This is a genomic window from Sphingomonas sp. HT-1, from assembly GCF_048568905.1.
GTDB lineage: Bacteria > Pseudomonadota > Alphaproteobacteria > Sphingomonadales > Sphingomonadaceae > Sphingomonas.
This window is the reverse complement of sequence record NZ_CP183770.1, coordinates 1537448-1562705: the sequence shown is the minus strand read 5'-3', so window position 1 is coordinate 1562705 and position 25258 is coordinate 1537448. Positions and strand designations below refer to the sequence as shown.

Annotated in this window: 16 protein-coding genes and 1 tRNA gene; 10 read left to right on the top strand and 7 right to left on the bottom strand. The window is 64.6% G+C overall.

Annotated features, from left to right (window positions below):
* Positions 1-3 precede the first annotated feature (3 nt).
* Positions 4-3039: a TonB-dependent receptor gene (locus ACNFJ7_RS07160; RefSeq protein ID WP_019370328.1), complete on the bottom strand. Its 3036-nt coding sequence runs from the start codon at positions 3037-3039 to the stop codon at positions 4-6.
* Positions 3040-3265: 226 nt separating this feature from the next.
* Here ACNFJ7_RS07160 and ACNFJ7_RS07155 point away from each other — a divergent pair, with 226 nt between their 5' ends.
* Positions 3266-4480 (top strand): MFS transporter, encoded by a 1215-nt coding sequence (locus ACNFJ7_RS07155; RefSeq protein WP_019370327.1) that lies wholly within the window; start codon positions 3266-3268, stop codon positions 4478-4480.
* Positions 4481-4528: 48 nt separating this feature from the next.
* On the opposite strand, the gene ACNFJ7_RS07150 is transcribed toward ACNFJ7_RS07155, so the two are convergent.
* Positions 4529-4605, bottom strand: a tRNA-Pro gene (locus ACNFJ7_RS07150).
* A 188-nt stretch (positions 4606-4793) separates the two neighbouring features.
* Here ACNFJ7_RS07150 and pnuC point away from each other — a divergent pair.
* The 3 genes from pnuC (at position 4794) to ACNFJ7_RS07135 (ending at position 8341) form a co-directional block, all read left to right on the top strand.
* The gene (pnuC, locus tag ACNFJ7_RS07145; RefSeq protein ID WP_019370326.1) at positions 4794-5345 is read left to right on the top strand and encodes a nicotinamide riboside transporter PnuC; all 552 of its coding nucleotides are present in this window, start codon (positions 4794-4796) and stop codon (positions 5343-5345) included.
* Positions 5342-5860 (top strand): AAA family ATPase, encoded by a 519-nt coding sequence (locus ACNFJ7_RS07140; RefSeq protein ID WP_019370325.1) that lies wholly within the window; start codon positions 5342-5344, stop codon positions 5858-5860. The genes pnuC and ACNFJ7_RS07140 overlap by 4 nt, the downstream gene beginning before the upstream one ends.
* A 189-nt stretch (positions 5861-6049) precedes the next feature.
* Positions 6050-8341, top strand: a complete 2292-nt coding sequence (locus ACNFJ7_RS07135) for a TonB-dependent receptor (RefSeq protein WP_019370324.1) — start codon at positions 6050-6052, stop codon at positions 8339-8341.
* Positions 8342-8435: 94 nt separating this feature from the next.
* Here the strand turns inward: ACNFJ7_RS07135 and ACNFJ7_RS07130 are convergent, their stop codons facing one another.
* Positions 8436-9395 carry a CsgG/HfaB family protein gene (locus tag ACNFJ7_RS07130; RefSeq protein WP_019370323.1) on the bottom strand — a complete coding sequence of 320 codons (960 nt, stop codon included), beginning with the start codon at positions 9393-9395 and terminating at the stop codon, positions 8436-8438.
* Between the two features lie 153 nt (positions 9396-9548).
* Here ACNFJ7_RS07130 and lepA point away from each other — a divergent pair, with 153 nt between their 5' ends.
* The gene (gene lepA / locus ACNFJ7_RS07125; RefSeq protein ID WP_019370322.1) at positions 9549-11357 is read left to right on the top strand and encodes a translation elongation factor 4; all 1809 of its coding nucleotides are present in this window, start codon (positions 9549-9551) and stop codon (positions 11355-11357) included.
* Between the two features lie 261 nt (positions 11358-11618).
* Here lepA and ACNFJ7_RS07120 read toward each other — a convergent pair whose 3' ends face one another.
* The 4 genes from ACNFJ7_RS07120 to ACNFJ7_RS07105 all read right to left on the bottom strand — a co-directional run bounded on the left by ACNFJ7_RS07120 (position 11619) and on the right by ACNFJ7_RS07105 (position 16362).
* Positions 11619-11816, bottom strand: a complete 198-nt coding sequence (locus ACNFJ7_RS07120; protein WP_019370321.1) for a hypothetical protein — start codon at positions 11814-11816, stop codon at positions 11619-11621.
* An 8-nt stretch (positions 11817-11824) separates the two neighbouring features.
* Positions 11825-12703, bottom strand: coding sequence for a beta-carotene 15,15'-dioxygenase, Brp/Blh family (locus tag ACNFJ7_RS07115; protein WP_236704475.1), 879 nt, complete (start codon positions 12701-12703; stop codon positions 11825-11827).
* Between the two features lie 86 nt (positions 12704-12789).
* Positions 12790-13560: a bacteriorhodopsin-like gene (locus tag ACNFJ7_RS07110; RefSeq protein ID WP_026009269.1), complete on the bottom strand. Its 771-nt coding sequence runs from the start codon at positions 13558-13560 to the stop codon at positions 12790-12792.
* A gap of 324 nt (positions 13561-13884) precedes the next feature.
* A complete protein-coding gene (locus ACNFJ7_RS07105) occupies positions 13885-16362 on the bottom strand; it encodes a TonB-dependent receptor domain-containing protein (protein WP_019370318.1) in 2478 nt (825 codons plus the stop codon).
* 299 nt (positions 16363-16661) lie between these two features.
* Between ACNFJ7_RS07105 and ACNFJ7_RS07100 the strand changes: the two genes are divergently transcribed.
* From ACNFJ7_RS07100 to ACNFJ7_RS07080, 5 genes are all read left to right on the top strand, one after another.
* Entirely contained in the window at positions 16662-21533 is a 4872-nt protein-coding gene (locus ACNFJ7_RS07100) for an autotransporter domain-containing protein (RefSeq protein ID WP_019370317.1), read from the top strand.
* A 184-nt stretch (positions 21534-21717) separates the two neighbouring features.
* Positions 21718-22977, top strand: coding sequence for an NF038122 family metalloprotease (locus ACNFJ7_RS07095; RefSeq protein ID WP_173644881.1), 1260 nt, complete (start codon positions 21718-21720; stop codon positions 22975-22977).
* 204 nt (positions 22978-23181) lie between these two features.
* On the top strand, positions 23182-23964 hold the full coding sequence (gene modA / locus ACNFJ7_RS07090; RefSeq protein ID WP_019370315.1) for a molybdate ABC transporter substrate-binding protein: 783 nt from the start codon (positions 23182-23184) through the stop codon (positions 23962-23964).
* Positions 23961-24650: a molybdate ABC transporter permease subunit gene (gene modB / locus ACNFJ7_RS07085; protein ID WP_019370314.1), complete on the top strand. Its 690-nt coding sequence runs from the start codon at positions 23961-23963 to the stop codon at positions 24648-24650. The genes modA and modB overlap by 4 nt, the downstream gene beginning before the upstream one ends.
* Positions 24640-25251, top strand: a complete 612-nt coding sequence (locus ACNFJ7_RS07080) for an ATP-binding cassette domain-containing protein (protein ID WP_019370313.1) — start codon at positions 24640-24642, stop codon at positions 25249-25251. The genes modB and ACNFJ7_RS07080 overlap by 11 nt, the downstream gene beginning before the upstream one ends.
* The last annotated feature ends 7 nt before the right edge of the window (positions 25252-25258 follow it).

Here is a 25258-nt window from a genome sequence, read left to right as displayed (position 1 = left end):
AGGTTAGAAGGTGAAGCGCACACCGGCCGAATAGCGTGCATCCTGCTTGGTGACGAACGTCACGTTGCGGTCCGAACGCAGATGGCCGCTCCGGTTTTCGCCCAGCAGGTTGATCGCTTCGGCGAAGATCGCGACGCTCTTGGTCACCGCATAGCTGGCGCTCGCATCGAGCTGGCCATAGGTGTTGATATAGACCGGGTTGATGCCCGCACCTGCCAGATAGCCCTTGCGCCAGTTGTACGCAGCACGCGCCTGAATCCCGAACTTGTCGTAGAACAGCACCGCGTTCGCACTGTCCGACAGGCCGGTAATGGCGAACTGCGACACGCTGGCGGGGAGCGTGTTGTCATAGTCGCGATTGCCGTTGACGATCGTGTAGTTGAGGATCGTGCCGAAGCCGGTGTCCCAGAAATTGTGCTGGATGGCGAATTCGAAGCCGTCGACCGACGCGGTCTGATCGCTGTTGAACGGCGTGCTGACGATGAAATTCACCAGCGGATCGTCCGGCTGCGCCACGATGGTGCCGTTGACCACGCCGCCCGGATAGTTGGCGGCGATATAGTCGCGCACTTGCGCGAAGGTGGCATTCGCACCCAGCGCGTTGATCGCCGCCTGGTAGCGCGGCCCATAGCGCGTGACGCCATTGAACGTGCTGACGGGAGAGGTGACGCCGGGGACGGTGGTGTTGATCTGCGTCTGGCCGATATAGTTCGACACGTCCTTGTGGAAGAAGCCTACGGACAGATAGCTGTCGGACTTGTAATACCATTCCGCCGACAGATCGATGTTCTTCGATTTGTACGGAATGAGATTGGGGTTGCCCACGCCGCCGGTGCCGCCGCCGATCCGGAACAGCTGGTCGAGGCGACGGCCGCCCTGCAGGCTGCCATAATCGGCGCGTGTGATGGTGTGGCTGTACGACGCGCGCAGCTTGACGTTTTCAATCGGCTGGAAGTCGAAGTCGACCGAGGGCAACCAGTTTTCATAGCTTCCCTTGAACGTCGTGAAGCCGCTGCCCGAGAACAGGATGTTGAATTCGTTCTGCGAATTCTGCCGCGCGCCTACCGGCGTCGGTACCAGCGCAGACGCCGACACGTCTGTGTTCTCATAGCGCAGACCCACGATGAAGTGGGCGGGACGCGAGAACAGGTCGAGCTTGCCGTTGAACTGGGCGTAGGGCGCGACGGTCTTTTCGCGGATGCGGGAGTCGGTGTTGTACGGAATCAGGCACTGACCGTTGCCGCCGCAGATATTATAGGCCTTGTCGAGCAGCGAGACCATCGCCGGCACGTCGAAGCCGAAGAAGGACTTGGCGATCGCCGGATCGTCGGCGCCGGTGATGCCGGAGAATTTGTCCGGAATGCTGATCTGGCGGAACAGGCTGTCCGGGATCAGCGCCGCTGCCGCCGCGCGCTGTGCCGGGCTGTCGCCGCCAGTGCCGCCCCAGGTATCGTTCTGCAGTACGCTATAGGCCGACCGCACCTTGTTGTCGGTATAGTCAAAGCCGAGATCCAGGCTGTCGAAGAAGCCGTCTCCATGATCATAATGGCCGCGTAGCTGGACCTGGTTGATCTCGTCCCGGAAATAGGAATTGCGGAACGCACTCCCCGTGGGGACGATGTTCGCAGGATTCATCGGATCGATGCCGGGCTGCATCGCGTACGAGATGATCGGAAACTTCTTGTCGAAATTGATCGTCTGGCTTTGCACGCCGAACACCGCGGCGCCCACCGAGTTGCTGTTGCCATATGGGTTGTCGGGCTTGGACTCGGCGGTCGAGTGGTGGGCGTCGATCGAAACGGTGACGCCGCCCGGTGCCTGCCACGTCAGATTGCCGCCGAGCGACTTGTTCACGCTGCGCGCAGAGGTTTGGGAGGCCGAATAGGAGAGGTCCTTCGTCTCTGCCGCGGTGAAGCGTTCGGTGTAGAACACCGGACCTGCCACGGGACCATCGGTCCACGCGCTCGAGGTGTCGTTGTGGTTGTACCAGATGCCGACATTATTATCGCGAACTTCGAACGTGTTCTGCGAATAGGTGTAGTCGATCGTCGCCGTCAGCGTGTCGACCGGGCGGAATTGCAGCACCGCCTGGCCATTGATGCGCTCGCGCCGGCCGTTGACGATGTTGTAGCTCGCATTCTGCGGCACCTGATATACATCGGTGGCATCGGGGCGGTTCGTGATGTTGGCGTAGCGCGGATCGCCCTGCTGGGCGAGCGAGCCCCAATTGTTCTCCGATCCGAGATAGCCGTCGCGCCAGCCCACATTCGCCTGGTTCGCGCTGAAGTTGCGGCGTTGATAGGCGCCGGTGACGAGGATGCCGACGCGGTCGTCCAGGAAGGTGTTCGAGAAGATGCCCGACACTTCGGGCGTGATGTCGTTCTTGCCGTTCTGCGAGGTGTCGATCACGCCGCGGGCGGACAGCGAGCCGCGCAGACCGGGCTTGTCCAGCGGCCGCGGGGTGCGGATGTTGATGGTCGAACCTATGCCGCCAGACGCCACCGTCGCGCGACCCGACTTGTACACTTCCAGCGCCGCCACGCCTTCGGAGGCAAGATTGGCGAAATCGAAGGAGCGCGATCCCGGCGCGCTGTTGCCGTCGCCGATCGTCGAGGTCGGCATCTGACGACCGTTCAGCGTCACGAGATTATATTCCGGGCCGAAGCCGCGCACGGTGACGAACTGGCCTTCGCCGTTCGACCGATCGATCGACACGCCGGTGATGCGCTGTAGCGACTCAGCGAGGTTCGTATCGGGGAACTTGCCCATGTCTTCGGCGCTGATCGCGTCGATCACGCCCTGGGCGTTGCGCTTCAGGTCGATCGACTGGCGCAGCGACGCGCGGATGCCGGTGACGACGATCTCGCCTTCGGCAGGTGCCTGATCGTCTGGAGCCGCCTGGGGTTCGGCCTGTGCCGGACCCGGATTGCCCATGGTCGCAGCCGCATCCTGGGCCAGCGCGGCGGCCGGCATGGCGAGTGCGGCGGTGGATACGCCGATGGCGAATTTCGAAAGCAGGCGAGCACGAGCGCTGCGCATGGAAACCTCCCCTAATGAGTCCGGCGCGGTTCTGTACGCGCGCTTGAGAACGTTCACTTGCCGAACCCGACAAGGCTGTCAAGATGGCTGACGCCTTGATAACGCTACCTTGTGAACGTTCATTCGATTTATGGTCTTGGCCTGCCGCGCGCTCGCGCCAACGCCGCAAGGAAGGTTTGCTCGGGCAGCCGTTGCCGGGACGACCGATCGCGGGCAGGGAGGGGGCATGCCAGATCCCGCACCGTTCACCTCCGCCGTGGCGCAACGCTGGAGCCGGTCCGTGCTCGCCATTTTCGCGCTTGCATATGCCGGCGGGGTGATCGCCTATCTTCCGCTGCTCAGCCTGTTGCTGCCGATCAAGGTGGAGGCGATCAGCCAGGCCGGCCGGATCGAGCTGCTCTCGCTGATCGCGGTGGCCGGGGCGATCGCTGCCGGTGGCGCCAACATTCTCTTCGGCTGGTTGAGCGACCGATCTCAGCGCGCGGGACATGGGCGGCGGCGCTGGATGGGGGCGGGTATCGCGGCGGTCGGGGCAAGCTATGTGGCGGTGGCCCTGGCTGCGACGCCGATCGCCTTGCTGGCAGCCGTCGTCGTGTTTCAGCTGGCGGTGAATGCGGTGCTGGCGCCGATGATGGCCATTTTGGCGGAGGAGATTCCCGATGCAAAGCGCGGCATCGCGGGAGGTCTGCTGACAATGGGCCAGCCCGCCGCATCGGCGCTATCGGCGGTACTTGTCGGCACCACGGCGCTCACTGAAGGGGCGCAACTCACGGTGATCCTGGCAGTGGCGCTGTTATGCATCCTGCCGATGCTGTTGATGCGGCCAGGCACGCTGGCGGCGACGGCCGCCGAACCTGCGCCCGTGCGTCCGCCCCGCCGCGATTTCCTGGTGGCGAGCGGATCGCGTCTGCTGATTCAGGTCGCCGCCGTCGTCACGCAGCTATACCTTCTCTATTATTTTGAGACGGTGGTGCCGCTTCGCGAGCATGCCGCATTGCCGGGTTGGATCGGCCGAGTCTTCACGATCGCGTTCCTTGTGCCGATGCCGATCGCGCTCCTGCTCGGGAGCATGGCCGATCGGCCGCAGCGGCGGCGATGGGTGTTGCTGGGGGCCGCCGGGCTCGCGGCGGCGGGGCTGTTCGCGATGGCGGCGGCGGACGACCGATGGACCGCGGCCGCGGCGTTCATCCTGTATACCGCGGGATCCTCGGTGTTCGTCGCGCTTCACGCCGGCCTGGCCTTGCAGCTCTTGCCCGATCCCCGCCACCGTGGCCGCGACCTCGGCTTGTTCAACCTGACCAACACGACGCCATCGCTGATTGGCGCCGCACTCACCTGGACCTTCGCGACACCGCATGATTTCGGCCCGATCCTGGCGGTGTTGGGGGGGATGACGCTGTGCGGCGGAGTGCTGATCCTCGGCGTACGGGCGTGGCGCTGACGCCGGGCTGGCTTGGCCGCCGGTATCCAAATCGGCAAATCAAGAAAATGGTCGGGGAGAGAGGATTCGAACCTCCGGCCCCTGCCTCCCGAAGACAGTGCTCTACCAGGCTGAGCTACTCCCCGACGGAGTCCGGTCTACAATGCTTTCGGGAGCAGACCGGCTTGAGCTTGGAGGCGCGCCTATAAGGGCGGCTATGGCCAGCCGTCAAGCGCCTCGACGCAGGGAATTCGGACAGCGGTAGATTTTTTTGGCGGGGCGCTAGTCGCGCGCCTATCGACCCTTGCGCGGCCCGCCGATATGCGCGTCCGCAGTGAACCCCATCGAAGCCGCCGCCGCCCTGCTGGGCGTTGCCAATGTCACGCTCGTCGTTCGGCGCAGCCTGTGGAACTACCCCTTCGCCCTGGCGATGGTCGCGCTTTATGCCTGGGTTTTCTTCCAGCAACGCCTCTACAGCGACGCGCTGCTCCAGCTCTTCTACATCGCCGTGAACCTGTATGGCTGGTGGAACTGGCGAAACGCAAAGCACGGCGGCGTGGTGCCGGTGGTATGGCTGAGCAGCCGCGCACGCGTGGCCTGGAGCGGGGGCGCGGCGCTTGCGGTGCTGGTCTGGGGGGCGGTGATGGCGGCGACTACGGATGCCGATTATCCCTGGTGGGACGGCGCGATTGCCGTGCTGAGCATCGCTGCCCAACTGCTCCAGTCGCGCCGGGTGTGGGAATGCTGGCTGCTGTGGATACTGGTGGACCTGCTCGCCATTCCGCTGTTCGCCGTGAAAGAATTGTGGCTGACCGCGGGGCTGTATGGACTTTTCCTGGCGCTGTCGCTGTGGGGTGCCGTTGACTGGAAAAAAGCGCGCTTATGATACCCCGCACGATTTGCCTCCATGGCCCCGAAAGCACCGGCAAGACGACGATCGCTCCGCGACTGGTCGCGCACTATGGCGGCGCGCTGCTTGACGAATATGGCCGTGAATATGCCGAAGCGCGCGGTACCGACTTCACCATGGCGGATCTGGTGGAGATCGCCAGAACGCATGACGCGGGAACGCGGATGATGCTCGCCACCGGTGCCGATCCGGTGATCCTAGATACCGATCCGCTGATGACGGCGGTGTGGGCGGAAATGCTGTTCGGCGCGCGCGACCCCTGGTTCGATGCCTGGCAAAGCACGGCGGATCTGTACCTGTTGTTCGACATCGATCTGCCTTGGGTTGCCGATGGCACGCGCCTGTTCGGGACGCCGGCGCTACGCCGCCGGTTCTTCGATCTCTCGCGCGCCGAGCTGGAGCGCCGCGGTGTCCGTTGGGCGCTGGTGCAAGGCGAGGGCGAGGCGCGCTTCGCCGCCGCCGTGGCGGCGATCGAGAGCGCGCGCGGCTAGGAAGGTGCAGCTTTCGCGCTGCGGAAACACGCCCGCTTTCGGTCACGCGAAGTTCACAATCGCGGCCTAACGCGCCCCCCGACGGCAAATGGGGGACTGGAATTCAATACCTTGCGAACGCCCGTGCAGGCGGATCGCACTCGGCTGCCGTCACAAGCAAAGCAACAAACATCCATTCGGGGAAAATCCATGCATTACTATGCGCGCAGCAAGCGCAGCATGCTGATCGGCGCCGCCTTCGGCGCGCTGCTGGCCTCCAACGCTGCAATGGCTCAGCAGGCCGACGACGAGTCGGGGCTGAACGAGATCGTCGTGACGGCGGAGCGTCGTCCGGAAAACCAGCAGAATGTGCCGCTATCGGTGGCCGTGATCCCCGCAGGGCTGGCTCGTGAGTATACCGCGTCGGGCGATGACACGCTGCTCGCGCTGTCCGGCAAGGTGCCCGGCCTCTATGTCGAGTCCTCAACCGGCCGCATCTTCCCGCGCTTCTATATCCGCGGCTTGGGCAACGTTGATTTCTATCTCGGCGCATCGCAGCCGGTTTCGATCATCCATGACGATATCGTGCTGGAACATGTGGTGCTGAAGTCGAACCCGGTGTTCGACGTGAACCAGATCGAAGTGCTCCGGGGGCCGCAGGGATCGCTGTTCGGCCGCAATACCACGGCGGGCATCATCAAGTTCGACACGGTGCGCCCGTCGCAAACCTATCAGGGCCGCGCGACGGCGAGCTACGGCAGCTTCAACAGCGTCAATATCGACGCCGGCGTTGGCGGGCCGATCATTCAGGACAAGCTGGCCTTCCGCATTTCCGGGCTCTATCAGCACCGCGACAATTACATCGACAACAGCTATGCGGGCCCGAGCGCGGACGGAACGGTCACACCGAAGAAGAACGCCGCCGGGGGCTTCAACGAGCGCGACGTGCGCCTGCAACTGCTGGCAACGCCCACTGAAACCCTGTCCATCCTCGCCTCGGGCCATGCCCGCTGGTATGACGGCACCGCCACCGTGTTCCGCCGCGGGGCGCTCAACCTGGGTTCCAACAAGATCAACGGCGTGCAGTTTACGCGTGCGCGCTGGGACGAGGGCGCCGATAATCCGCAAGACTATAACACCGCGGGCGGATCGCTCCATGTGAACTGGGATCTGGCGGGCGTGACGCTCACTTCGATCACCGGCTATGAAACGCTTTCGGGGTACAGCCGTGGAGACACGGACGGCGGCGCTGCTGCCGATTTCGGCAATGCCGGCTTCGGTGAGTCCATGGGCCGGGTGCGCGGGCTGGACCAGTGGAGCGAGGAACTGCGCCTGGCAAGCAGCGGCGAGGGGCCGCTGAAGTGGCAGGTCGGCGCCATGTATTTCGATACGCGCGACATCACCGAATTCTATCAGCGCGCATACTTCTTGAGCGGTGCCGCCCGGAACCCGAACAATTGGGTTCGTCTGCACAACGTGAACACGAGCTGGGCGGTGTTCGGCCAGGCGAGCTATGATCTCACGCCGAAGCTGACCCTCACTGCCGGCGGCCGCGTGACCGAGGACACGAAGACCACGGACCTGCTCAAGACGGCGGACACCGCGGCGGGTGCCGTCACCTATCCCGGCCGTCGCCATGTGCGGCTGTCGGATACCCAGCCGAGCTGGGACCTGAGCGCACGCTATGCAGTGAGCCCGGACGTCAGCGTCTACGCCCGCGTGGCCAAGGGCTTCCGCGGACCGACGATCCAGGGACGCTCGGCGGTGTTCAATTCGGATTTCACCACCGCCAACTCCGAGAAGATCCTGTCGTGGGAAGCGGGCATCAAGACGCAGCTTGATCGCACCGTGCGCTTCAACCTTTCCGGCTTCTACTACACGCTCGACGACATCCAGCTGAACGGCAACGATGCCAACGGCAACGGTGTTCTGCTGAACGCGAACAAGGCCAAGGCCTATGGCGCCGAAGCCGAGCTGGACTGGCGGCCGACGCGCAACCTGTCGCTGCAGATGGGCCTGAGCCTGCTGCACAGCGAGATCGACGACAGCAAGGTGGAAGTGCAGACCTGCGCCTTTGCCGGTCGCCTGACCTGCACCGTGCTGGACCCGGTTCGGCAGATCACGCTGTTCGGCGCCCCCGCCTTCCTGGCGAAGATCGACGGCAACCCGCTGCCGAACGCGCCGGAGTATAACTTCAACGTCAATGCGCGCTACGACATCCCGATGGACATCGGCGGGAAGCTGTTCGTCGCCACCGACTGGAACGTGCAGGGCTACACCAATTTCGTGCTCTACGAGACGAAGGAGTTCACCGCGAACGGCAACTTCGAAGGCGGCCTGAAGATCGGCTACACCGCGCCGAACGATGCCTGGGAGATCGCCGGGTTCGTTCGCAACATCACCGGGGAGAAGAACCTGAAGGGCGTGATCGAGAATTATCGCGCTGCCGTGCTCAACGAACCGCGCGTGTTCGGCGTGTCGCTGAGCGGCAAGTTCAACTAAGCGGATCCTGTCCGTCCTCCCTGCGGAGGGAGGAGAGAAAAAAGGGCCGTCGCAACATTCTTGCGACGGCCCTTTCTTTTGCCGGCTCCGAACCTCAGTTCGAAGGTGCGAGCTTGGTGTTCAGCACCCAGCCGACATTGTCGTTCTCGTCGGCCACTTCCCACCACAGGCCATTCTTGTTGCCGGTGGGATAGACGATCGCACCGACGGGCAATGTGCGGATCACCTTGCCGGAAGCGGCGGCGGTGGTGCGCATCGCCACCGGCGCCTGGGCGGTGAAGGTCTTGGCCGGTGCCGCCTGCGCCGTGCCCTCGTCGCCGGGGCGCAGCAGGCCGAGGCCGTCGACCATCTTCGCATAGGCATCGATGAACGCCAACGTCACGATCCGGCCGATATCGGTGTTGTCATATCCGCCGCCCACCGCGCCGAGCCCGCCGCCGATGAAGCCCACGCCGCCGCCGGCACCCCAGGAGACGCTGTTCTTCGAGGCATAACCTTCCTCGGTCGCGACCGTCTCCGTCGTGCGGACATTGGTGAGCGAAAGGACGGTGTTCGCTTCCATCTTGCGCGACTTGAGACCGCCCAGCAGCCCGCCGATCGGCCCGCCGACCACGGCGCCCGCCGCACCGAAAGCGTTGCCGCCGGCATTGCGGTTCGCCGCCTGCACTTCGGCGACGAGCACGTAATCGGCCGCCTTGATCTGGCCCTGGCCGACGTTCGAGCCGCGCTGCAGGCCCAGATTGCCGCCGATGTTGCGCTCCTTCTCCGCCGCCTGCAGGCCCGAGCCGCGATCGACGAGATTGAAGCAGCCCGAACGCTGGACCAGCACCTTGAGCAGCTTCTGCGGCGGCGCCAGCGAATATTGCGTCCAGCCGCGGGGATCGTCCCCGTCGACGATGGAGAGCGTGCCGAGCTTGCGCGCACAGCGCGGCACGTCCTGCACGGCCTGCTCCTGGGTGCGCTGCGTCTTGGTCGGCTTGCTCTGGGCAAGCGCGGGCGCGGCGCCCACGCACAATGCCATCGCCCCGGCGGCGCCGAGCAACTGCTTCATCATCGTACTGAAACCTCCCTGTACAACCAGGCGGTCCGATGTGGGAAAGACCGCCCCCCGCCCGCGTCCGTAACAGAATGGATCGCCCCGGCCTAGCGATGCCGTACAATCGGGTACTTTGGCTTTTCCCGCCAAGCTGCTAACGCGCGCGGAATCATGGCAACCGACATCACCAAGATCCGCAACTTCTCGATCATCGCGCATATCGACCATGGCAAGTCTACGCTTGCCGATCGGTTGATCCAGCGCACCGGCGGCCTCACCGCCCGCGAGATGTCCGAGCAAGTCCTTGATAACATGGACATCGAGAAGGAACGCGGGATCACCATCAAGGCGCAGACCGTGCGCCTGGAATGGAAGGGCCATGTCCTCAACCTGATGGACACGCCGGGCCATGTCGACTTCGCCTACGAGGTGAGCCGCAGCCTCGCCGCATGCGAAGGCGCGCTGCTCGTCGTCGACGCCGCCCAGGGCGTGGAGGCGCAGACGCTCGCCAATGTCTACCAGTCGATCGAGCACGACCACGAGATCATCCCCGTGATCAACAAGATCGACCTGCCCTCGGCCGAGCCCGAAAAGGTCCGCACCGAGATTGAGGACGTGATCGGCCTCGACGCCTCCAACGCCGTGCTCGCCAGCGCCAAGAGCGGCATCGGCATCGACGAGATCCTCGACGCGATCGTCGAGCGAATTCCTGCGCCTAAGGGCGATCCCGAGGCGCCGCTCAAGGCAATGCTGGTCGATAGCTGGTACGATCCGTATCTCGGCGTCGTCATTCTCGTTCGCGTGATCGACGGCTCGATCCGGAAGGGCCAGCAAGTCAAGTTCATGCAGACCGGAACGACCCATCTGGTCGACCGCGTCGGCGCCTTCCGCCCCAAGATCGAGCAGCTGCCCGATCTCGGCCCGGGCGAGATCGGCTTCATCACCGCGCAGATCAAGGAAGTGGCCCAGGCGCGCGTCGGCGATACGCTGACCGACGCCAAGAAGCCCGCCCTGGAAGCGCTGCCGGGCTTCAAGGAAGTCCAGCCGGTGGTATTCTGCGGCTTGTTCCCGGTCGACGCGGCGGACTTCGAGAAGCTGCGCGAAAGCATCTCCAAGCTGCGCCTCAACGACGCGTCGTTCAGCTTCGAGATGGAGACCTCGGCCGCGCTCGGCTTCGGCTTCCGCTGCGGCTTCCTCGGCCTCTTGCACCTGGAGATCATCCAGGAGCGGCTGATGCGCGAGTATGACCTCGATCTCATCACCACCGCGCCCAGCGTGGTGTACAAGATGCGCCTGACCAAGGCGGCGGGCGAGGCGGTGGCGCAGGAGATCGAGCTCCACAACCCCGCCGACATGCCCGATCCCAACCGGATCGAGGAAATCGAGGAGCCCTGGATCCAGGCGGTGATCTATGTGCCTGACGAATATCTCGGCCCCATCCTCAAGCTCTGCCAGGATCGCCGCGGCATCCAGAAGAACCTCACCTATGTCGGCGGTCGCGCCCAGGTGACGTATGAGCTGCCGCTCAACGAAGTGGTGTTCGACTTCTACGATCGCCTCAAGTCGATCAGCCGCGGCTACGCGAGCTTCGACTATGAGCAGATTGGCCACCGCGAGGGCGACCTCGTCAAGATGAGCATCCTCGTCAACAACGAGCCGGTCGACGCGTTGAGCATGATCGTCCACCGCTCGACCGCCGAGAGCCGCGGCCGCGGCATGTGCGAGCGCCTGAAGGACCTGATCCCGCGCCATCTGTTCAAGATTCCGATCCAGGCGGCGATCGGCGGCAAGGTGATCGCCCGCGAGACGATCGCCGCGCTGCGCAAGGACGTCACCGCCAAATGCTATGGCGGCGACATCAGCCGCAAGCGCAAGCTTCTGGAAAAGCAGAAGGAAGGCAAGAAGCGGATGCGCGAATATGGCAGCGTGCAGATCCCGCAGGAGGCGTTCATCGCTGCCCTCCGGATGGGCGAGGAGTAAGCGGGCACGGATCTCGGCCCGGCAAGGCAGTAAACCTGGTAAGGCCGCAACGCTCCCTGAACGGGCAGCGTCGCGCAAATTCCTCCCCGTCTCGGTAAAGGGGACCATGTGCGTAGCACATGGTGGCAGGGCCGCCGTGCACGCGGCGGTGCTCCGACGGTCGAGTGCGCGCGGCGCCTACAGCGCGGCCTCTCCACGCCTTCGCGCCCGGGAGGAAAAGCAATGGACGCTCCCGGTCCGCGCATGCGCAGGAACGGGCGTTTAGCGCGTCTTGATACGTCGTGCTGCCAATACGATCGCGGCGGAGCCCAACAGCGACGCCGTGACGATGGCTGCAACGGCGAGCAGGCCGGTGGTGGTGATCTGCGCTTCGAGCGCAACGGTGTCGCCGATGCGGAGCGTGGCATGCGCGCCGGGTAGGCCCGGGCGCGGGGCGGGCAGGGAGTCGCGGTTCGTCATGTGGCTTTTTATGCCGGGCGCGGCGCTGCGGCTACCGGTCGACGGAAAAGCGTGCCCATCGCGTCAAAGATCAGGTGTGGCACGGCCACGACGGACAGTAGCTGAAAGGCTAGTGCGGGATCAATCCCGCGCGCCAGATCGATGAAGCGCGGGCTGAACAATGCCCAGCCGGTGCAAGCCAGTAGCGCAAGCAGCACGGCGGCCAGTCGGGGATGCGAGAAGGAGCGGCCGCCTGCGCCGAATTCGTCGAGGATCGCCACGACATGGCGGCGCGAATGGAGCAGGGCGAAATAGGTGGGGAAGGCGAGCGTGGGCGGGGCGAGCGCCAGCAGCGCAAGCGCGGCTGCTTGCGCGGCGGCCCAGCGGCGCGATCCGCCCTGCCACGCCAATGTGATGGCGACGGCGGCAACGAGCAGCGCGACGGGTGACACCAGCGTCACCAGCGCTACGGCGAGCCGGCCGGTTGCCGGATCGGTCATCGCTACGAACAGCTGCGACACCCGCTCCGGCTGGCCCAGCACGGCCGCCGCGATCGGCGCCAGCCCTGCGGCGGTGCGGAGCAGGCTGTCCTGCGGCAGGTCCCAGTCTTCGGAGAAATGCCAGGCCGCGAGCGCGAGAAAGCCGAGCATCGCCGCCAGCGGCATGGCCCACCAGGCCAGCGCCATCGTGGCGGCGGCGGCCACGTAGCACGCAAGGAACAGCGCGAGCGTCGGGCCCTGCATGCGCCAGAGCGTGCGCGCAACCATCAGGTCATGGCCGCCATGCGGCAGACCGCCGGCGAGCATCAGCAGCATGCCTGCCTGCGTCGCCCAGGGCGCGTGCCAGTCCAGGCCGAGCGGCCGCAGCAGGCAGATCAGCATCGCCGCGCCCCAGAAAAGGCCGGGCACCGCCCGATCCTGCGCAAGGGCGGAGGATCGGACGGTGCCTTGGGCCATGGCCCGCGGGAGGGGGGGTATACGGGCCACTGGCCGGTTCAGGCGGCGTGCGGGACGCCGTGTCCTTCAACTTCCGACTTGCGCGATGCGATCGCGAAGATCAGCAGGCCCACGCCCGCCTTCGCGACCAGATCGGCGATGGTGTAGCCGACCTGGATCACGGTCTCCACGTCCGGCCCGGCAAGGTTCGCATAGGGCGCCATATAGACGATCGGGTAGAAACCCCAGGAGGCGAAGGTGAGCAGGCGCGCCTGCTTCACCAGGCCCCGCACCGATTCCGGTTGGCGCTCGATCGACTTGCCAAGGCCGCTGAACAGTTCCCAGACGATGTAGAGGAACGGAATTGCCGAAAGCGTACCCCATAGCGCTCGCGTGGGGATGTCGCTGGCGATTTCGCCGGGATAGCCGAGCACGATCATCAGCGCCGCCGCCAGGCCCAGCCGCCAGCATTTCTGCACCGTTTCCTCGCGAGTGAGCCGCATCACCAGCACCAGCTCGATCAGCAGCAGCGGAACGGTGAGCAGCCAATCGACATATCGATAGGCATCGTTGAAGGCGACGCCAGTGGCAGATACCACGCCATCGACATAGTGATAGGCCGATTCCCAGCTCTCGAAGATCCGAAGATAATGATAGGCCGCAATCGCGGTGACCAGGCCAGATATCGTCACGGCATTCCTGTACGCGGCCGACACCTGTGATCGGCCGAACCACAGAAATACGGTGGTCGCTGCCATGGTGGCGAACGTAAACGAGAAGGCGTTGTAGATGAGCGAATATTGGAACGGAGTTACGACTGCGGTTTCCATCAGAAACTCTCCTAGGATCGCTCTGATCTTGCCGGGTGGTACGCTCAGAACACAGGATCCCGGGACCAGCGCGTTGTTGGTGCAAAATAACGCACAAGCTTCCATGCCGAAAAAGATCAGATGAAGCTGCTGGACGTCGGGCATACGCATGCCGGCGTACAAACTCTGTCTAACCATTTTCTGAGGAGATAATGTTACTGATTGGCGTAGGAGTCGACCTGTACATTAGGGTGGTTATTTTCGCTACCGTCACGAACAACATGGAAAACGCCGGCCGCGGGAAGGTCCGCGACCGGCGTCCTGGGGTTCGACAGGTGTGTGCGATCAGAAGTTGAAGCGCACCGAGGCGGCCAGCGTGCGTCCCTGCACCGATCGTGCCCAGCCGATGCCGGTTGTCGGCATCGTGCTCTGGCTGATGTCTAGGAAGCCCTTGGCGTTGAACAGGTTGGTACCGGTCAGCGCGACATCGATGGCCTTGGTGGGATGCAGGATCACGAAGCCGCCGACGGTGGTGAAGCCGGGCATCTTGAGCTGGTTCACGTCCTGCGCATAGCTGCTGGTGATCGTCACCACGCTGGCGCCGATGGTTGCATATTTGGTGTCGACCTGCGGCGTCGCCTGCAGCGTCCAGGCCGGCTGGTGGCGCGGTTCCTTGCCGGTGAGCGTCGGATCGATCTTGTCCTCGGTGATCTTTGCCTTGGTGTAGGTCGCGCCCGCGACCATGCTGAACGGACCGCGACGGATGCCGCCTTCCAGTTCGAGGCCGTAGGTGCGGTAAGTGCGGTAGGTCCAGGTCGCCGTCGCGTTCAGCTGGTTGTGATCGTCGGCATAAGCCAGGAAGCTCGTCGCGTTCAGCGTGATGCCGTTCTTGCGGAACTTCAGCCCGCCTTCGAGCTGGCGGACGATGTCGAAGCCGTGTTCGGAGGCGGTCAGCTTGCCGGTGCCGTTGTCGATCGCGCTGGTGAACAGGATCTTGTCCGCATTCGCGCGGCCGCCTCGGCTGTAGCGGGCGAAGAAGGCGAGCGGCTCGGCGGCGCGATAGTTGATGCCGGCCGAATAGCTGAGATATTTGAAGTTGTAGTTCACCGGTGCCGGGCGCCCGAGCGGCAGGGCCGAGACGCGGGTTTCGGGCGCGCTGATCCGGCCATCGCCGTTCATGTCGTAGCTGACCGTACCGTTGCGACCGTCGCCGAGATCGGCCCCGACCATCCAGCCGCGGGCGCTGCCGGTATCGTAGCGCAGGCTGCCGCCGATCGCGATCTTGCCGATATGGTAGTTCACCGAGGCATAGGGCGCGAAGAAGCTGTAGTCGACGTCGAACGAGCGGCGCAGGCGCGGTCCGTTGCGGCTATAAGCGTAGATGCCGTCCTGCGTCTGGGCGACGCCGGCGGCGCTGGTGAGGTTGACAAGCGAGCCCTGGCCGCCGCCGACGACATCGGTAACCATCGAGATCTGTAGCGCCTCGACCGCGATCGTCTGCGACGCGACATAGAGGCCGCCGGTGACCGTCAGATCGCCCTGACCGACCTTCCACACGCGTGTTCCGCGGAAGTCGTTGGCGAAATGGTTGCCGTTGCGCAAGTTGTAGGTGTTGACGAAAAAGTTGGCCAGCAGACCATTCCCATTCGCACTCCCCGGCACCGCCTTGCCGGCGTTCGGGCCGGTCGCGTAGGTGGCGGTCGCACCCGCGCCTGCCAGCGAAGCGGCAAGCGTCGCCATCGGGGCGACCGTGCTCGGGAAACCGCGCAGGAACTCGCCCGAGGTGTCAGCGTAGCGCATCCTGTTCGTGAGCGTCCAGCCGCCGAGATCGAACTGCGCTTCCAGGCCCAACGACTTGGACTGGGGGTTTTGGCCGTTCTTTACCGGATAGCGCGCCGGCTGGTTGTTGCCGTCGAGCGTGATCATCGCGCTGACGTTCGGTGAGAACATCGTGTCCTTCAGAATGTCGAACCCGGCGATGTTACCGATCACCGGCTTGTCGTTGGTGCCGGTGATCGTCACCGGATAGGTGGCATAGCTGGGCGCGCGATCGTCGAGCAGCTTGGCATAGGCCCTAATATAGCCGTTGGAGAACTGCTTTGTGACGTTCAGCTTGAGTTGGCCGCCCTTGAACGATGTCATGCCGGTAGCGCGCGGGCCTTCGCCGACCCGATAAAAGCCGCCGACATGGAAGCGCAGGCTGTCGCTGAGCTTGGCGCCATAATCGAAGTCAATGCGCTTCAGGTCGTAATCGAGGCCCGCCGTCATCTGGATCGAGCCGCCCTCGACGTCGCCCGTTTTGGAGATGAGGTTGATCAGGCCGCCGGGCGACCCGGTCGCGAAGGTGGAGGCGGAGCCGCCGCGGATCGTTTCGATCTGGGCGATCGTGAAGTCGGCGCGGACGAAGGAGTCGCCGGCCATGTTGAAGATGTCGTTGAATTCGACGACGGGCAGGCCGTCTTCCTCAATTTGGACATATTTGGAGCCGCCCGATCCGATCGGCAGGCCGCGCACGGTATAGTTGTTGTTGCCTTCGCTGATGCCGTTCTCCACCCGGATGCCCGCCATGGTACGCAGGATGTCGGCGAGGCCGACTGGGCCCAACTTCTGTGCCTCAATGCCCTTGAGGGAGCTTGTGGAGGTGGCGCTATCCAAGCGATCGCGTCCCTTGGCCACGCCAGTGGAGAAGACTTCCTTTTCTTCGACTGGGCGAACTTGTTCTTGAGTTTCCTTGCTCTGCGCGTCGGCATTGGACTGCGCCAGTGCCGGTGTCGCAAGTGCGCTGGTGGCAATCAGGCTTAGAAGGACAGTTCGACTGTTCACGGGTCACCCTGCTCGTGTCTGGAGTAGCGAGAGATGCTTTCGTTATAGAAACAATGGCTGCCTCGCGGGGCATGGCGCGGGCGATTTATCTTGTATAAACAGGAGTATAGGTGTTTATACGGAAGCCGACCGGAAGGCGAGGTGTTGCTGTTGCGCGGTCATTCTGAAAGTAGACACCCCCATTTTTCTGCGACATAGGCGCGAATGCGCAAGTTCTTGCGCGAAATGGGGGACTACAAGAGATGGCCGGTATTCTGCGTCCGTTGCTGCGTGTGCAGCGACGCTCCGTTCGTTTTTGCATGAGCGCAAGCATGGCTGCGCTGGTGGTTGGGCTTGCGCATCCGGCGGCGGCGCAGTGCACAACCACGACAAACGGCCAGACAACGACGACGTGCACCGGCATGGTGGCTGGCGGCCTTAATGTTTCGACATTTCAGCAGCAGGTGACGATCGCTCAAGGCGCGACGATCGGCGCAGGCAGCGATGCGGCGGTGGTAAATTCGGCCCTTTCCACGAACATTGCGGTCAAGGGTTCGGTGGATGGCGGGACCAAGACGGGCGTGCTCGTCCGGGGCGGCGATCTCGTCTACATCCCGTTCGATCCTTATGCCGGCGCAAGCGTACCAGTGTGGCCCTGGCCGGCGCCGGGCACGCTGGTGCCTAGCTATACGAGTAGCAGCAGCACGATCACCGTAAGCGAAGGTGCCAGCGTCACCGGCAGCACCGGCATCCAGTTTGCCAGAAGTTCGACGAGCGGCAGCGCCTATGGCTCGGTTGACAATGCCGGAACCGTCACGGCGTCGTCCGGCGCTGCAATCGTGGCTACTTCCGGTGCGTACATCTCGGGCGTGGTCAATCGTTCCAGCGGCGTGATCGGCGGCATTGCCGGGCGAGTTACCAATGTCGACAATCGAGGGATGATTGATGGCGGCAGTGCTGCCGCAGTGGGGGTGACCGGCACCGCAGTGACGTTGACGAACAGCGGTACGATTCAGTCCAACAGCTCCGCTGAGGCGGTTTCCGCCGACGGCATCTACGGCAACAACAGCGGCACGATTCGCAATGTTGGCAGCGGTGCCGCCCTGGCATCGACCGGCTATCTCAGCCTTTCGAACGCAGCGACGGGCGTGATCGCCAGCGGGGGCGTGGTTGCGATCCGTTCCGGGAGTGCAATTTCGCTGTCCAACCAGGGGGCGATCGTCGGCTCCGTTGTGGCTACGAGCGGCGTGTTCGCAAGTACAGTCGACACCCGCAAAGGGACGATCCAGGGCGATGTGCTGCTCGGCGCAAGCGATGATACGCTGAGCGCGCATTATGATGTAGCGACGGGAAGGATCGACAGCATAACCGGCACCGTCGACCTAGGCGCGGGCAACAACCAGCTGCAACTCGCGGTGGATGGAAATGGAACGCTCACGCGCGCGGGGCTGCCGAGCAACGTCGGGCGGCTCGGGGTCGAAGTGGGGCAGGGCGCGCAGATTACGGTTGCGGCCGATTTTAGTGGTCTCGCTGGGCTCACCGCGAGCGGAACCGGCGTGCTGGTCAACGAAGCATCAATGTCGGTCGGCGCCAACGCCTATGCGGCGGCGCTCATGACCAACTACGGTGCATACCAGCAGCGCCTGGACGTGGAGAATCGCGGTACGCTGCGTTCGGAGGCCTCTTACTACGCGGCGGCGATCATCTATTCCGGATCGTTTACCAACAGCGGGTTGATCGAAGGCAGCTATGCCGGCGTAGACATGTCCAACTACGCTTCCTCGGTTTCGGGGGATGCGGTCTCGCTCACCAACAACGGCACCATCCGCGGACGGACCTCGGGCGTGCGCGCAAGCTACGTCCCGCTGATCAACACGGGCACGATCGGCGCCAGCGCAGGCATTGGCGCGGTGCTGGAGGCTGGGTACAGCGTTAGCTCGGTCGGTGCATCGCGGAACAGCGGAACGATCACCGGCACCACGAGCGGCGTCAGCATCAGCGGCGCGCGCTTGAGCAACAGCGGAACCATCACTGGCGGTACGGCAGGTATCACCGTCAACAGCGGTGGCACGATCGACAATCTCGCAGACGGGGTGATTGGCGGCGTCATCGGCATCGATGCGCGCAACGGAAGCCAGGCTACCGTGCGCAACGCCGGGACGATCAATGGCGACGTCCGTTTCAACAGCCAGAGCTATAGTACTTCTGCGGATGTGTTCATCGATGCCGGGGGCAGCGTGAATGGCGCGCTATCCCTTGGTTCTGGGGACGACCTGGTGGTCGTCCGGTTGGACGCCGCCACATCGCGTCCGCTGGCTGGGGTAACGGGCGGAATCGATGCCGGAGACGGAATCGACACCATCCGCTACCTTGTAGACGCTGACACGACCACGGTCACTGCTGCGCATACCGGATTCGAACGGACGGCCTATGAAGTGCAGAACGGGGCGAAGCTCACTCTTTCCGAGGCGGCACTTGGCCAGCGCTTGGGGCTGGTCGGCACCGGCACTGTAGATGTGCGCGCCGACATCACTGTAGGCAGCGGTCCGGCTATCGACCTGACCGGCGCAACCGTCGAAGGCTTGTTGACGAACGGCGGAGCCTACGGAACGGGTGCCAACACCGGCTTGACCGTGATCAGTCGCGGGACGATCACGGCAACTGCTCTGGGCAACGACTATCCCTATTGGAACAGCAACGGATCGTGCGGCGTCGCCGCCGGCGGCGCGAACTTCGAGAACGCCGGGACGATCACCGCAGCGGCCAGCGTGAACAACTATGGCGCGACCGCGATCTGCGGCGGCACGAGTGTCACCAACAGCGGCACCATCCGCATGGCGAGCAACGGCACCGCCATTGGTGGGGCGACGACGCTGATCAACACCGGCTCGATCATCGGCGATGCCGGCAAGGCGGTCGATGGAGGATATGTCCAGACACTGGTCAACAGCGGGCAGATCATCGTCGACGGCACGGCATTCTACACGTCGTTGCAAGGTGGTGGCAGCGTTACCAACAGCGGTATTCTGGAAAGCCGCAAGGGGAGCGCAGTCGAACTGAGCAGCCGAAGCATCCTGGTCAACGAGGCGACCGGCACCATTAAAGGCGCCGGCGTGGCGGTCTATGGTGCCAATGCGGATATCGTCAATCGCGGCAGCATCACCGGCGACGTGTGGCTGGGCGAATCCTTGTTCGGTGATGGAAACCGCTTTGTCTCCGATGGCGGTACCGTCACGGGCAACATCTACTTCAGCTATGGCGACGACGTGTTCGTGCAGCGCGGGATGAAGACGGGCGTGAGCGGCCTGATCAACGGCTGGCAAGGCACCGATACGGTCGTATTGAGCGGTCCGAACGGCGGCACCTTCAGCGGCGCGGTAGACTTCGAGCGACTGGTCGTGGAGGTCGGCAGCTGGACGCTGGCAACGCCCGCCAATTTCAGCGAGGGGACGGCTATCGCGGCGGGCGCCACCTTGATCGGCGACACCAACAAGCTGTTGGGCGCCATCCGTACCGACGGTACCCTGCAGATCGACCAGAATTTCGACGGCCGGTTCGAAGGGACGTTAAGCGGTACGGGTATCCTCGCAAAGTCCGGTACCGGGAGCGTGGCGCTGGCTGCGCAGCCCGGCTTTAGCGGCACGGTGCGCATCCTGGGAGGCAGCTTGGCGTTTGATGGCGATGCGGCGTTCGCGTTGTCGATTGCCAGTGGCAGCTTCACCGGCACTGGTCGCGTGGCGGCGCTTTCGCTGGCTGCAGGCGGTGTCGTCTCGCCCGGTGGCAGCGGTGGCGCCACGGTGCTGGCGGTGCCGGCGGCCGGCGCGACCGCCACGGCTCCAAATGTCGGCACGCTGACCGTAACGGGTGCCTTCTTCCAAGGGCAGGGCAGCACTTATCTCGCGACGATCGCTGCCAACGGAGCGTCTGACCTGATCGCGGTAGGCGGCGCTGCGGCGATCGCGCCGGGTGCGCGCCTGCAGCTTGCGGGTACGCGCGGCGGGATTGGCATGCGCTATACACTGCTGACCGCAGCCGGCGGACTTACCGGCACCTATGCTACGGTGGACCAAGTGGCAGGCAATACTGAACTGCGGCTTGCCTATGCCGCCGATCGCCTGTTCGCGGATGTGGTACGCAGCCGTGTCGGGCTGGTTCGCATCGCGGGGACGGGCAACCAGCGGGCGACCGCGAGCGGCCTGGGCGCGCTCGGCACCGCAAATGCGGCGTATAGCGCGATTACGACACTAGCGGATGACGGCGCAACCCGAGCAGGCCTCGATGCGCTGTCTGGACAGGTCTATGGATCGCTCGGCGCGGTTACCGTGCAAGATGCGCAGCAGGTGCAGAATGCGGTGGAGGCGCACCTGCGAGGGTCCGATGGACGATATGGTGTTTGGGGCAACTATGTCAGCGGCGCCGGCACCAATGACGGCGACGTCGAGGCAATGGCAACGCGACGTTCAACGATCGGCGGCGTTGGCGGTATCGATCGCAGCTTCGGCACCGTGCGTGCCGGCATCGCGGCGGGCTATACCCGTACCAAGCTGCGTATGAGCGGCTTGGCACGCGACGCGCAGGCGCGCACCGTCCACCTGCTCGCCGCCGCTGGCGTGCAGGCGGGGCCGTTCGATGTGCGAGCCGGCATCGGCTATGGCTGGACCCGTAACCGAACCGATCGCGTGGTCGCGATTGCCTCGTTCCGCGACTCGCTACGGGCGGACTACGATACGACCACGCTGCACGGCTTTGCGGAGGTGCAGCGCCCGTTCGCACTGGCCGGGGGCACGGTGTCGCCATTCGTCGGCATGGCCCATTACCGGCTGCATGGCGTAGGCTTTGCGGAGAAGGGCGGGGCGGCGGCGTTGCGTGGGACGGCGCAGTTGCAGAGCTTCACCTTCGCCCGCGGTGGCATTCGCGTGGAAACGCCCATGGCGCGGGGCTTCTCGGTCCGCGGCACCGGCGCGTGGGTTCGGCGAATCGAGGGCGCTGCACCGAACGCTACGGTGCAGTTCGATGCCGGCCCCGTCTTCTCGGTTTCCGGTACGCCGCTGTCTCGCGACGCTGCCACTGGCACGCTGGACCTCGTCTGGGCGCCAACGGAGCGGGTGCGGCTAAGTGCCGGCTATGCTGGAACGATCGGTAGCCGGAACGACGACAATGGCGTACGGATCGCGGCGTCACTCGGCTTCTGAGGGCACGCGGCACGATCGTGCCTCTAACACGATCGTGCCGCGAACGTTTCAATGTGTGACATTTTTGCTCATTTTTTTCTAAATATGTGTCCCGTTTTCTGTCGCTCTTGACGTTAACGCGTAATAAACCGTTAATTCTCTCATGAAGGCCGACAGCTCGGTCTGCTGAAAAGTGGGGGAATTCATGGCATTACGTAAGGTCTTGCGGATTCTGATGGCGAGCGCCGTGTTGGGCGGCGCCGCATTTGCCGTGCCGGCGCAGGCGCAGCTTAAGATCAACCTCATCGACAATGGCGGCGTCACCGGGAGCCAGGCGGAACTCGGGTTCAAGATCGCGGCTGCCTACTGGGAAAGCGTGATCTCCACCAACGTCACCGTGAATCTCGGCGTGGGCTACAGCGCCCTGCGCGAAGGCGTGATCGGATCGACCGCCAGCACCCGCTATGGCGTGGCGACCGAGGACGTAATCGGGGCGCTGGGGGATGTCGGCAATTCGGCGCTGGATCTGTCCGCCGTGCTGCCGGTGCTGTCGCAAACCACCTTTAACGATCCGTTGTTCGGCCCCATCCGTGGCATTTCGATGGTGCGCAACGCGCCGTTGAACGGCAATCTGGGTATCAACCTCAATTCCTCGCAATATGACACATCGATTGGCACCAACAATGCCCGCCTGTCGGTGACATCGGCCAATCTAAAGGCGCTGGGCTATACCGGCCTGAGCGGGGCAGATGCGAACATCACCTTCAGCTCGGCCTTCGCGTTCGACTTCAATCCGATGAACGGCATTTCCGCCAACCAGATGGACTTCATCGGCGTCGCCATCCACGAGATCGGCCATGCGCTGGGCTTCACCAGCGGCGTGGATCTGTACGATCAGTATTCGGGCGTCGGCCCGAACGCCACGACTGGCAATAGCATCAACTGGAACAATCAGTCGGCGGGATCGGTGCTCGACCTGTTCCGCTACAGCAGCGATCCGCGCAATGTCGCGCCCGGCAGCGGCCCGGTGCTCGACTGGTCGGTGGGCACGGCCTCTTATTTCTCGCTGGACGGCGGCCTCACGCAGTTCAACAATCGCTCGCTGATGTCGACGGGCGCGTATAATGGCGACGGCCGCCAGGCGTCGCATTTCAAGGACACGCCGAGCAACGCCGGCGGCTGCGATGGTTATAACCAGATCGGCGTGATGGATCCGACCTTCTGCTATGGCGAGATGGGAGTGATTACTTCCACCGATCTGGCGGCGTTCGATGCTATCGGCTGGAACCTCAACCTCGATGTGCTGGCGAATACCAATTACACGATCGACTCCACCGCCATCTATCGTTCGGTGACGGCCGTGCCGGAGCCGATGAGCTGGGTGACGATCCTGTTCGGTTTCGGATTCGCCGGTGCGGCGCTGCGCCGCCGCGGTGGGATAACCATGGCGGTGCGCGCCGCCTGAATGCCAGTGCGGGCCTTCGGGCGGGCTCCGCACGGCGCAGATGTTCCAAGGCTCGCCAGGGCCTTGGGATAACAGGGGAGGGGCCGGCCGGGGGCAATCCGCCGGCCCTTTTCCGTTGCACTCGGTCCGTTCCAGGCCAGCGCTTGACACTCTCGCGGCAAGCCGCGAACCCCGTGGCTTCCGCTGCAACAGGTACCGCCGACAATGTCTCGCCCGATCCAGCCCCTAAGCCGCCGCGCGCTGATCGGGACGTTTGTCGTGATGTCGCTGGCCCTGTCCGGCTGCTCGGCGCCGCAACCGCCATTGGTACTCGCGCCTGCGAGCCTGCAGGAATCGATGACGGCCGCCGCCGATGCCTGGGCGGCCCTGGGCCATCCGCGCCCGGTGTTGTCCTTTGCGGCCTCGTCCTCGCTGGCGCGGCAGATCGTCGCGGGCGCGCCGGCGGATCTATTCGTTTCCGCCGACCTGCCCTGGATGGATACGGTGGAAAGAGCGGGGCGGCTGGCGCCCGGATCGCGGGCAGTGCTGCTGGGGAACCGGCTGGTTCTCGTCGCCGCAGCCGCTGACCGACGGAGCGTCCCGTTGAACAACGCGGCACCGCTGCTCGAGGCGCTTGGCGGCGAAAGGCTGGCTATGGCCGATCCGGATGTCGTGCCGGCCGGCATATACGGGAAGGCCGCGTTGCAGGCGATCGGGGCGTGGGAGCGGATTGCGCCACGATTGGCGCGAGCGGAAAATGTGCGTGCGGCGCTGGCAATGGTGGAACGCGGAGGGGCGCCGTTCGGCATCGTCTACGCGACCGATGCTCGCGCTTCCGCCCGGGTGCGGGTGGTGGGCAGTTTTCCGGAGAATAGCCATCCGGCCATTCAATATCCCGTGGCACGGCTGGCCGGCGCGGCCAGCCTCGACGCGGAACCGTTCCGCCAGTTCCTTCTCAGCCCCGCGGGCAAGGCAATCTTCGCCCGCTATGGCTTCACGCCGCAATGATGACGCCCGCCGAGTGGAGCATCGTTGCGCTGTCGCTAAAGGTAGGCGGGGTGGCGGTTCTCGCGGTGCTGCCGGTGGCGTTCGGGCTCGCGTGGCTGCTCGCGCGCACGCGCTTTCCGGGCAAGCTGCTGCTCGACGCGCTGGTGCACCTGCCGCTGGTGGTGCCGCCGGTGGTGACCGGATGGCTGCTGCTGCTGGCCTTCGCGCCGGCGGGCCCGATCGGCGGCCTGCTGGCGCGCTGGTTCGGTGCGACCGTGTTGTTCCACTGGAGCGGCGCCGCCATTGCCGCGGCGCTTATGGCACTACCGCTGATGGTCCGAGCGATCCGGCTGTCGCTGGAGGGCGTCGATCGGCGGCTCGAACAGGCCGCGCGGAGCCTGGGCGCATCGCCGTTACGGGTTTTCGCCACGATCACCGTGCCGCTGGCGCTTCCCGGCGTGATCGCAGGAGTGGTGCTGGGGTTTGCCAGGGCGCTGGGCGAGTTCGGTGCGACGATCACCTTCGTGTCCAATGTTCCGGGCCAGACGCAGACGCTGCCGCTCGCCATATATGCCGCGTTGCAGGCGCCGGGCGGGGAGGGGCAGGTGTTGCGGCTTGCCGGCATTTCGGTGGCGATCGCCTTCGCTGCGCTGGTCGCCTCCGAACTGGTGGCGCGGCGCACGGGGCGGGGCACCCATGTCCTTTGACATCGACGTCCGGCGACGGATCGGCGATGCGGACGTCGCCTGCCGCATCGCGCCCGGTGCGGGCGTGACGGTATTGTTCGGCCCTTCCGGCGCCGGCAAGACGAGCGTGCTGAACATGGTTGCCGGATTGCTGCGGCCAGACGCGGGGCATATCCGCGTTGCCGAGCGGACGCTGTTCGACGGATCTACCGGGATAGACCTGCCGCCAGAGGCGCGGCGCGCGGGCTATGTGTTCCAGGATGCGCGGCTGTTCCCGCACCTGCGGGTGCGCGCCAACCTGCTCTATGCATGGCGGAAGGGCGCTGCGGCGGATGTGGGCGATGTGATCGGCCTGCTCGGCATCGCGCCGCTACTCGATCGCTGGCCGCGCACCCTTTCCGGCGGCGAGGCGAAGCGCGTTTCGATCGGCCGCGCCCTGCTGTCCGATCCCGACTTCTTGTTGCTGGACGAGCCGCTCGCCTCGCTTGATCGGGCTCGGCGTGAGGAAATCCTTGCGCTGCTGGAACGCCTGCGGGATCAACTGCGCCTGCCTATCTTGCTGGTGACACACGACCACAGCGAGGCGGAACGGCTGGGCGATTGCATCGTGCCATTCGATTGAGGGAGAG

Coding starts and splice junctions, on each gene's coding strand:
- ACNFJ7_RS07120 (WP_019370321.1), bottom strand. CDS start 11,816: ATGACGAACCGCGACTCCCTGCCCGCCCCGCGCCCGGGCCTACCCGGC.
- ACNFJ7_RS07140 (WP_019370325.1), top strand. CDS start 5,342: ATGATACCCCGCACGATTTGCCTCCATGGCCCCGAAAGCACCGGCAAG.
- lepA (WP_019370322.1), top strand. CDS start 9,549: ATGGCAACCGACATCACCAAGATCCGCAACTTCTCGATCATCGCGCAT.
- ACNFJ7_RS07110 (WP_026009269.1), bottom strand. CDS start 13,560: ATGGAAACCGCAGTCGTAACTCCGTTCCAATATTCGCTCATCTACAAC.
- modA (WP_019370315.1), top strand. CDS start 23,182: ATGTCTCGCCCGATCCAGCCCCTAAGCCGCCGCGCGCTGATCGGGACG.
- ACNFJ7_RS07135 (WP_019370324.1), top strand. CDS start 6,050: ATGCATTACTATGCGCGCAGCAAGCGCAGCATGCTGATCGGCGCCGCC.
- modB (WP_019370314.1), top strand. CDS start 23,961: ATGATGACGCCCGCCGAGTGGAGCATCGTTGCGCTGTCGCTAAAGGTA.
- ACNFJ7_RS07160 (WP_019370328.1), bottom strand. CDS start 3,039: ATGCGCAGCGCTCGTGCTCGCCTGCTTTCGAAATTCGCCATCGGCGTA.
- ACNFJ7_RS07155 (WP_019370327.1), top strand. CDS start 3,266: ATGCCAGATCCCGCACCGTTCACCTCCGCCGTGGCGCAACGCTGGAGC.
- ACNFJ7_RS07130 (WP_019370323.1), bottom strand. CDS start 9,395: ATGATGAAGCAGTTGCTCGGCGCCGCCGGGGCGATGGCATTGTGCGTG.
- ACNFJ7_RS07095 (WP_173644881.1), top strand. CDS start 21,718: ATGGCATTACGTAAGGTCTTGCGGATTCTGATGGCGAGCGCCGTGTTG.
- ACNFJ7_RS07100 (WP_019370317.1), top strand. CDS start 16,662: ATGAGCGCAAGCATGGCTGCGCTGGTGGTTGGGCTTGCGCATCCGGCG.
- ACNFJ7_RS07080 (WP_019370313.1), top strand. CDS start 24,640: ATGTCCTTTGACATCGACGTCCGGCGACGGATCGGCGATGCGGACGTC.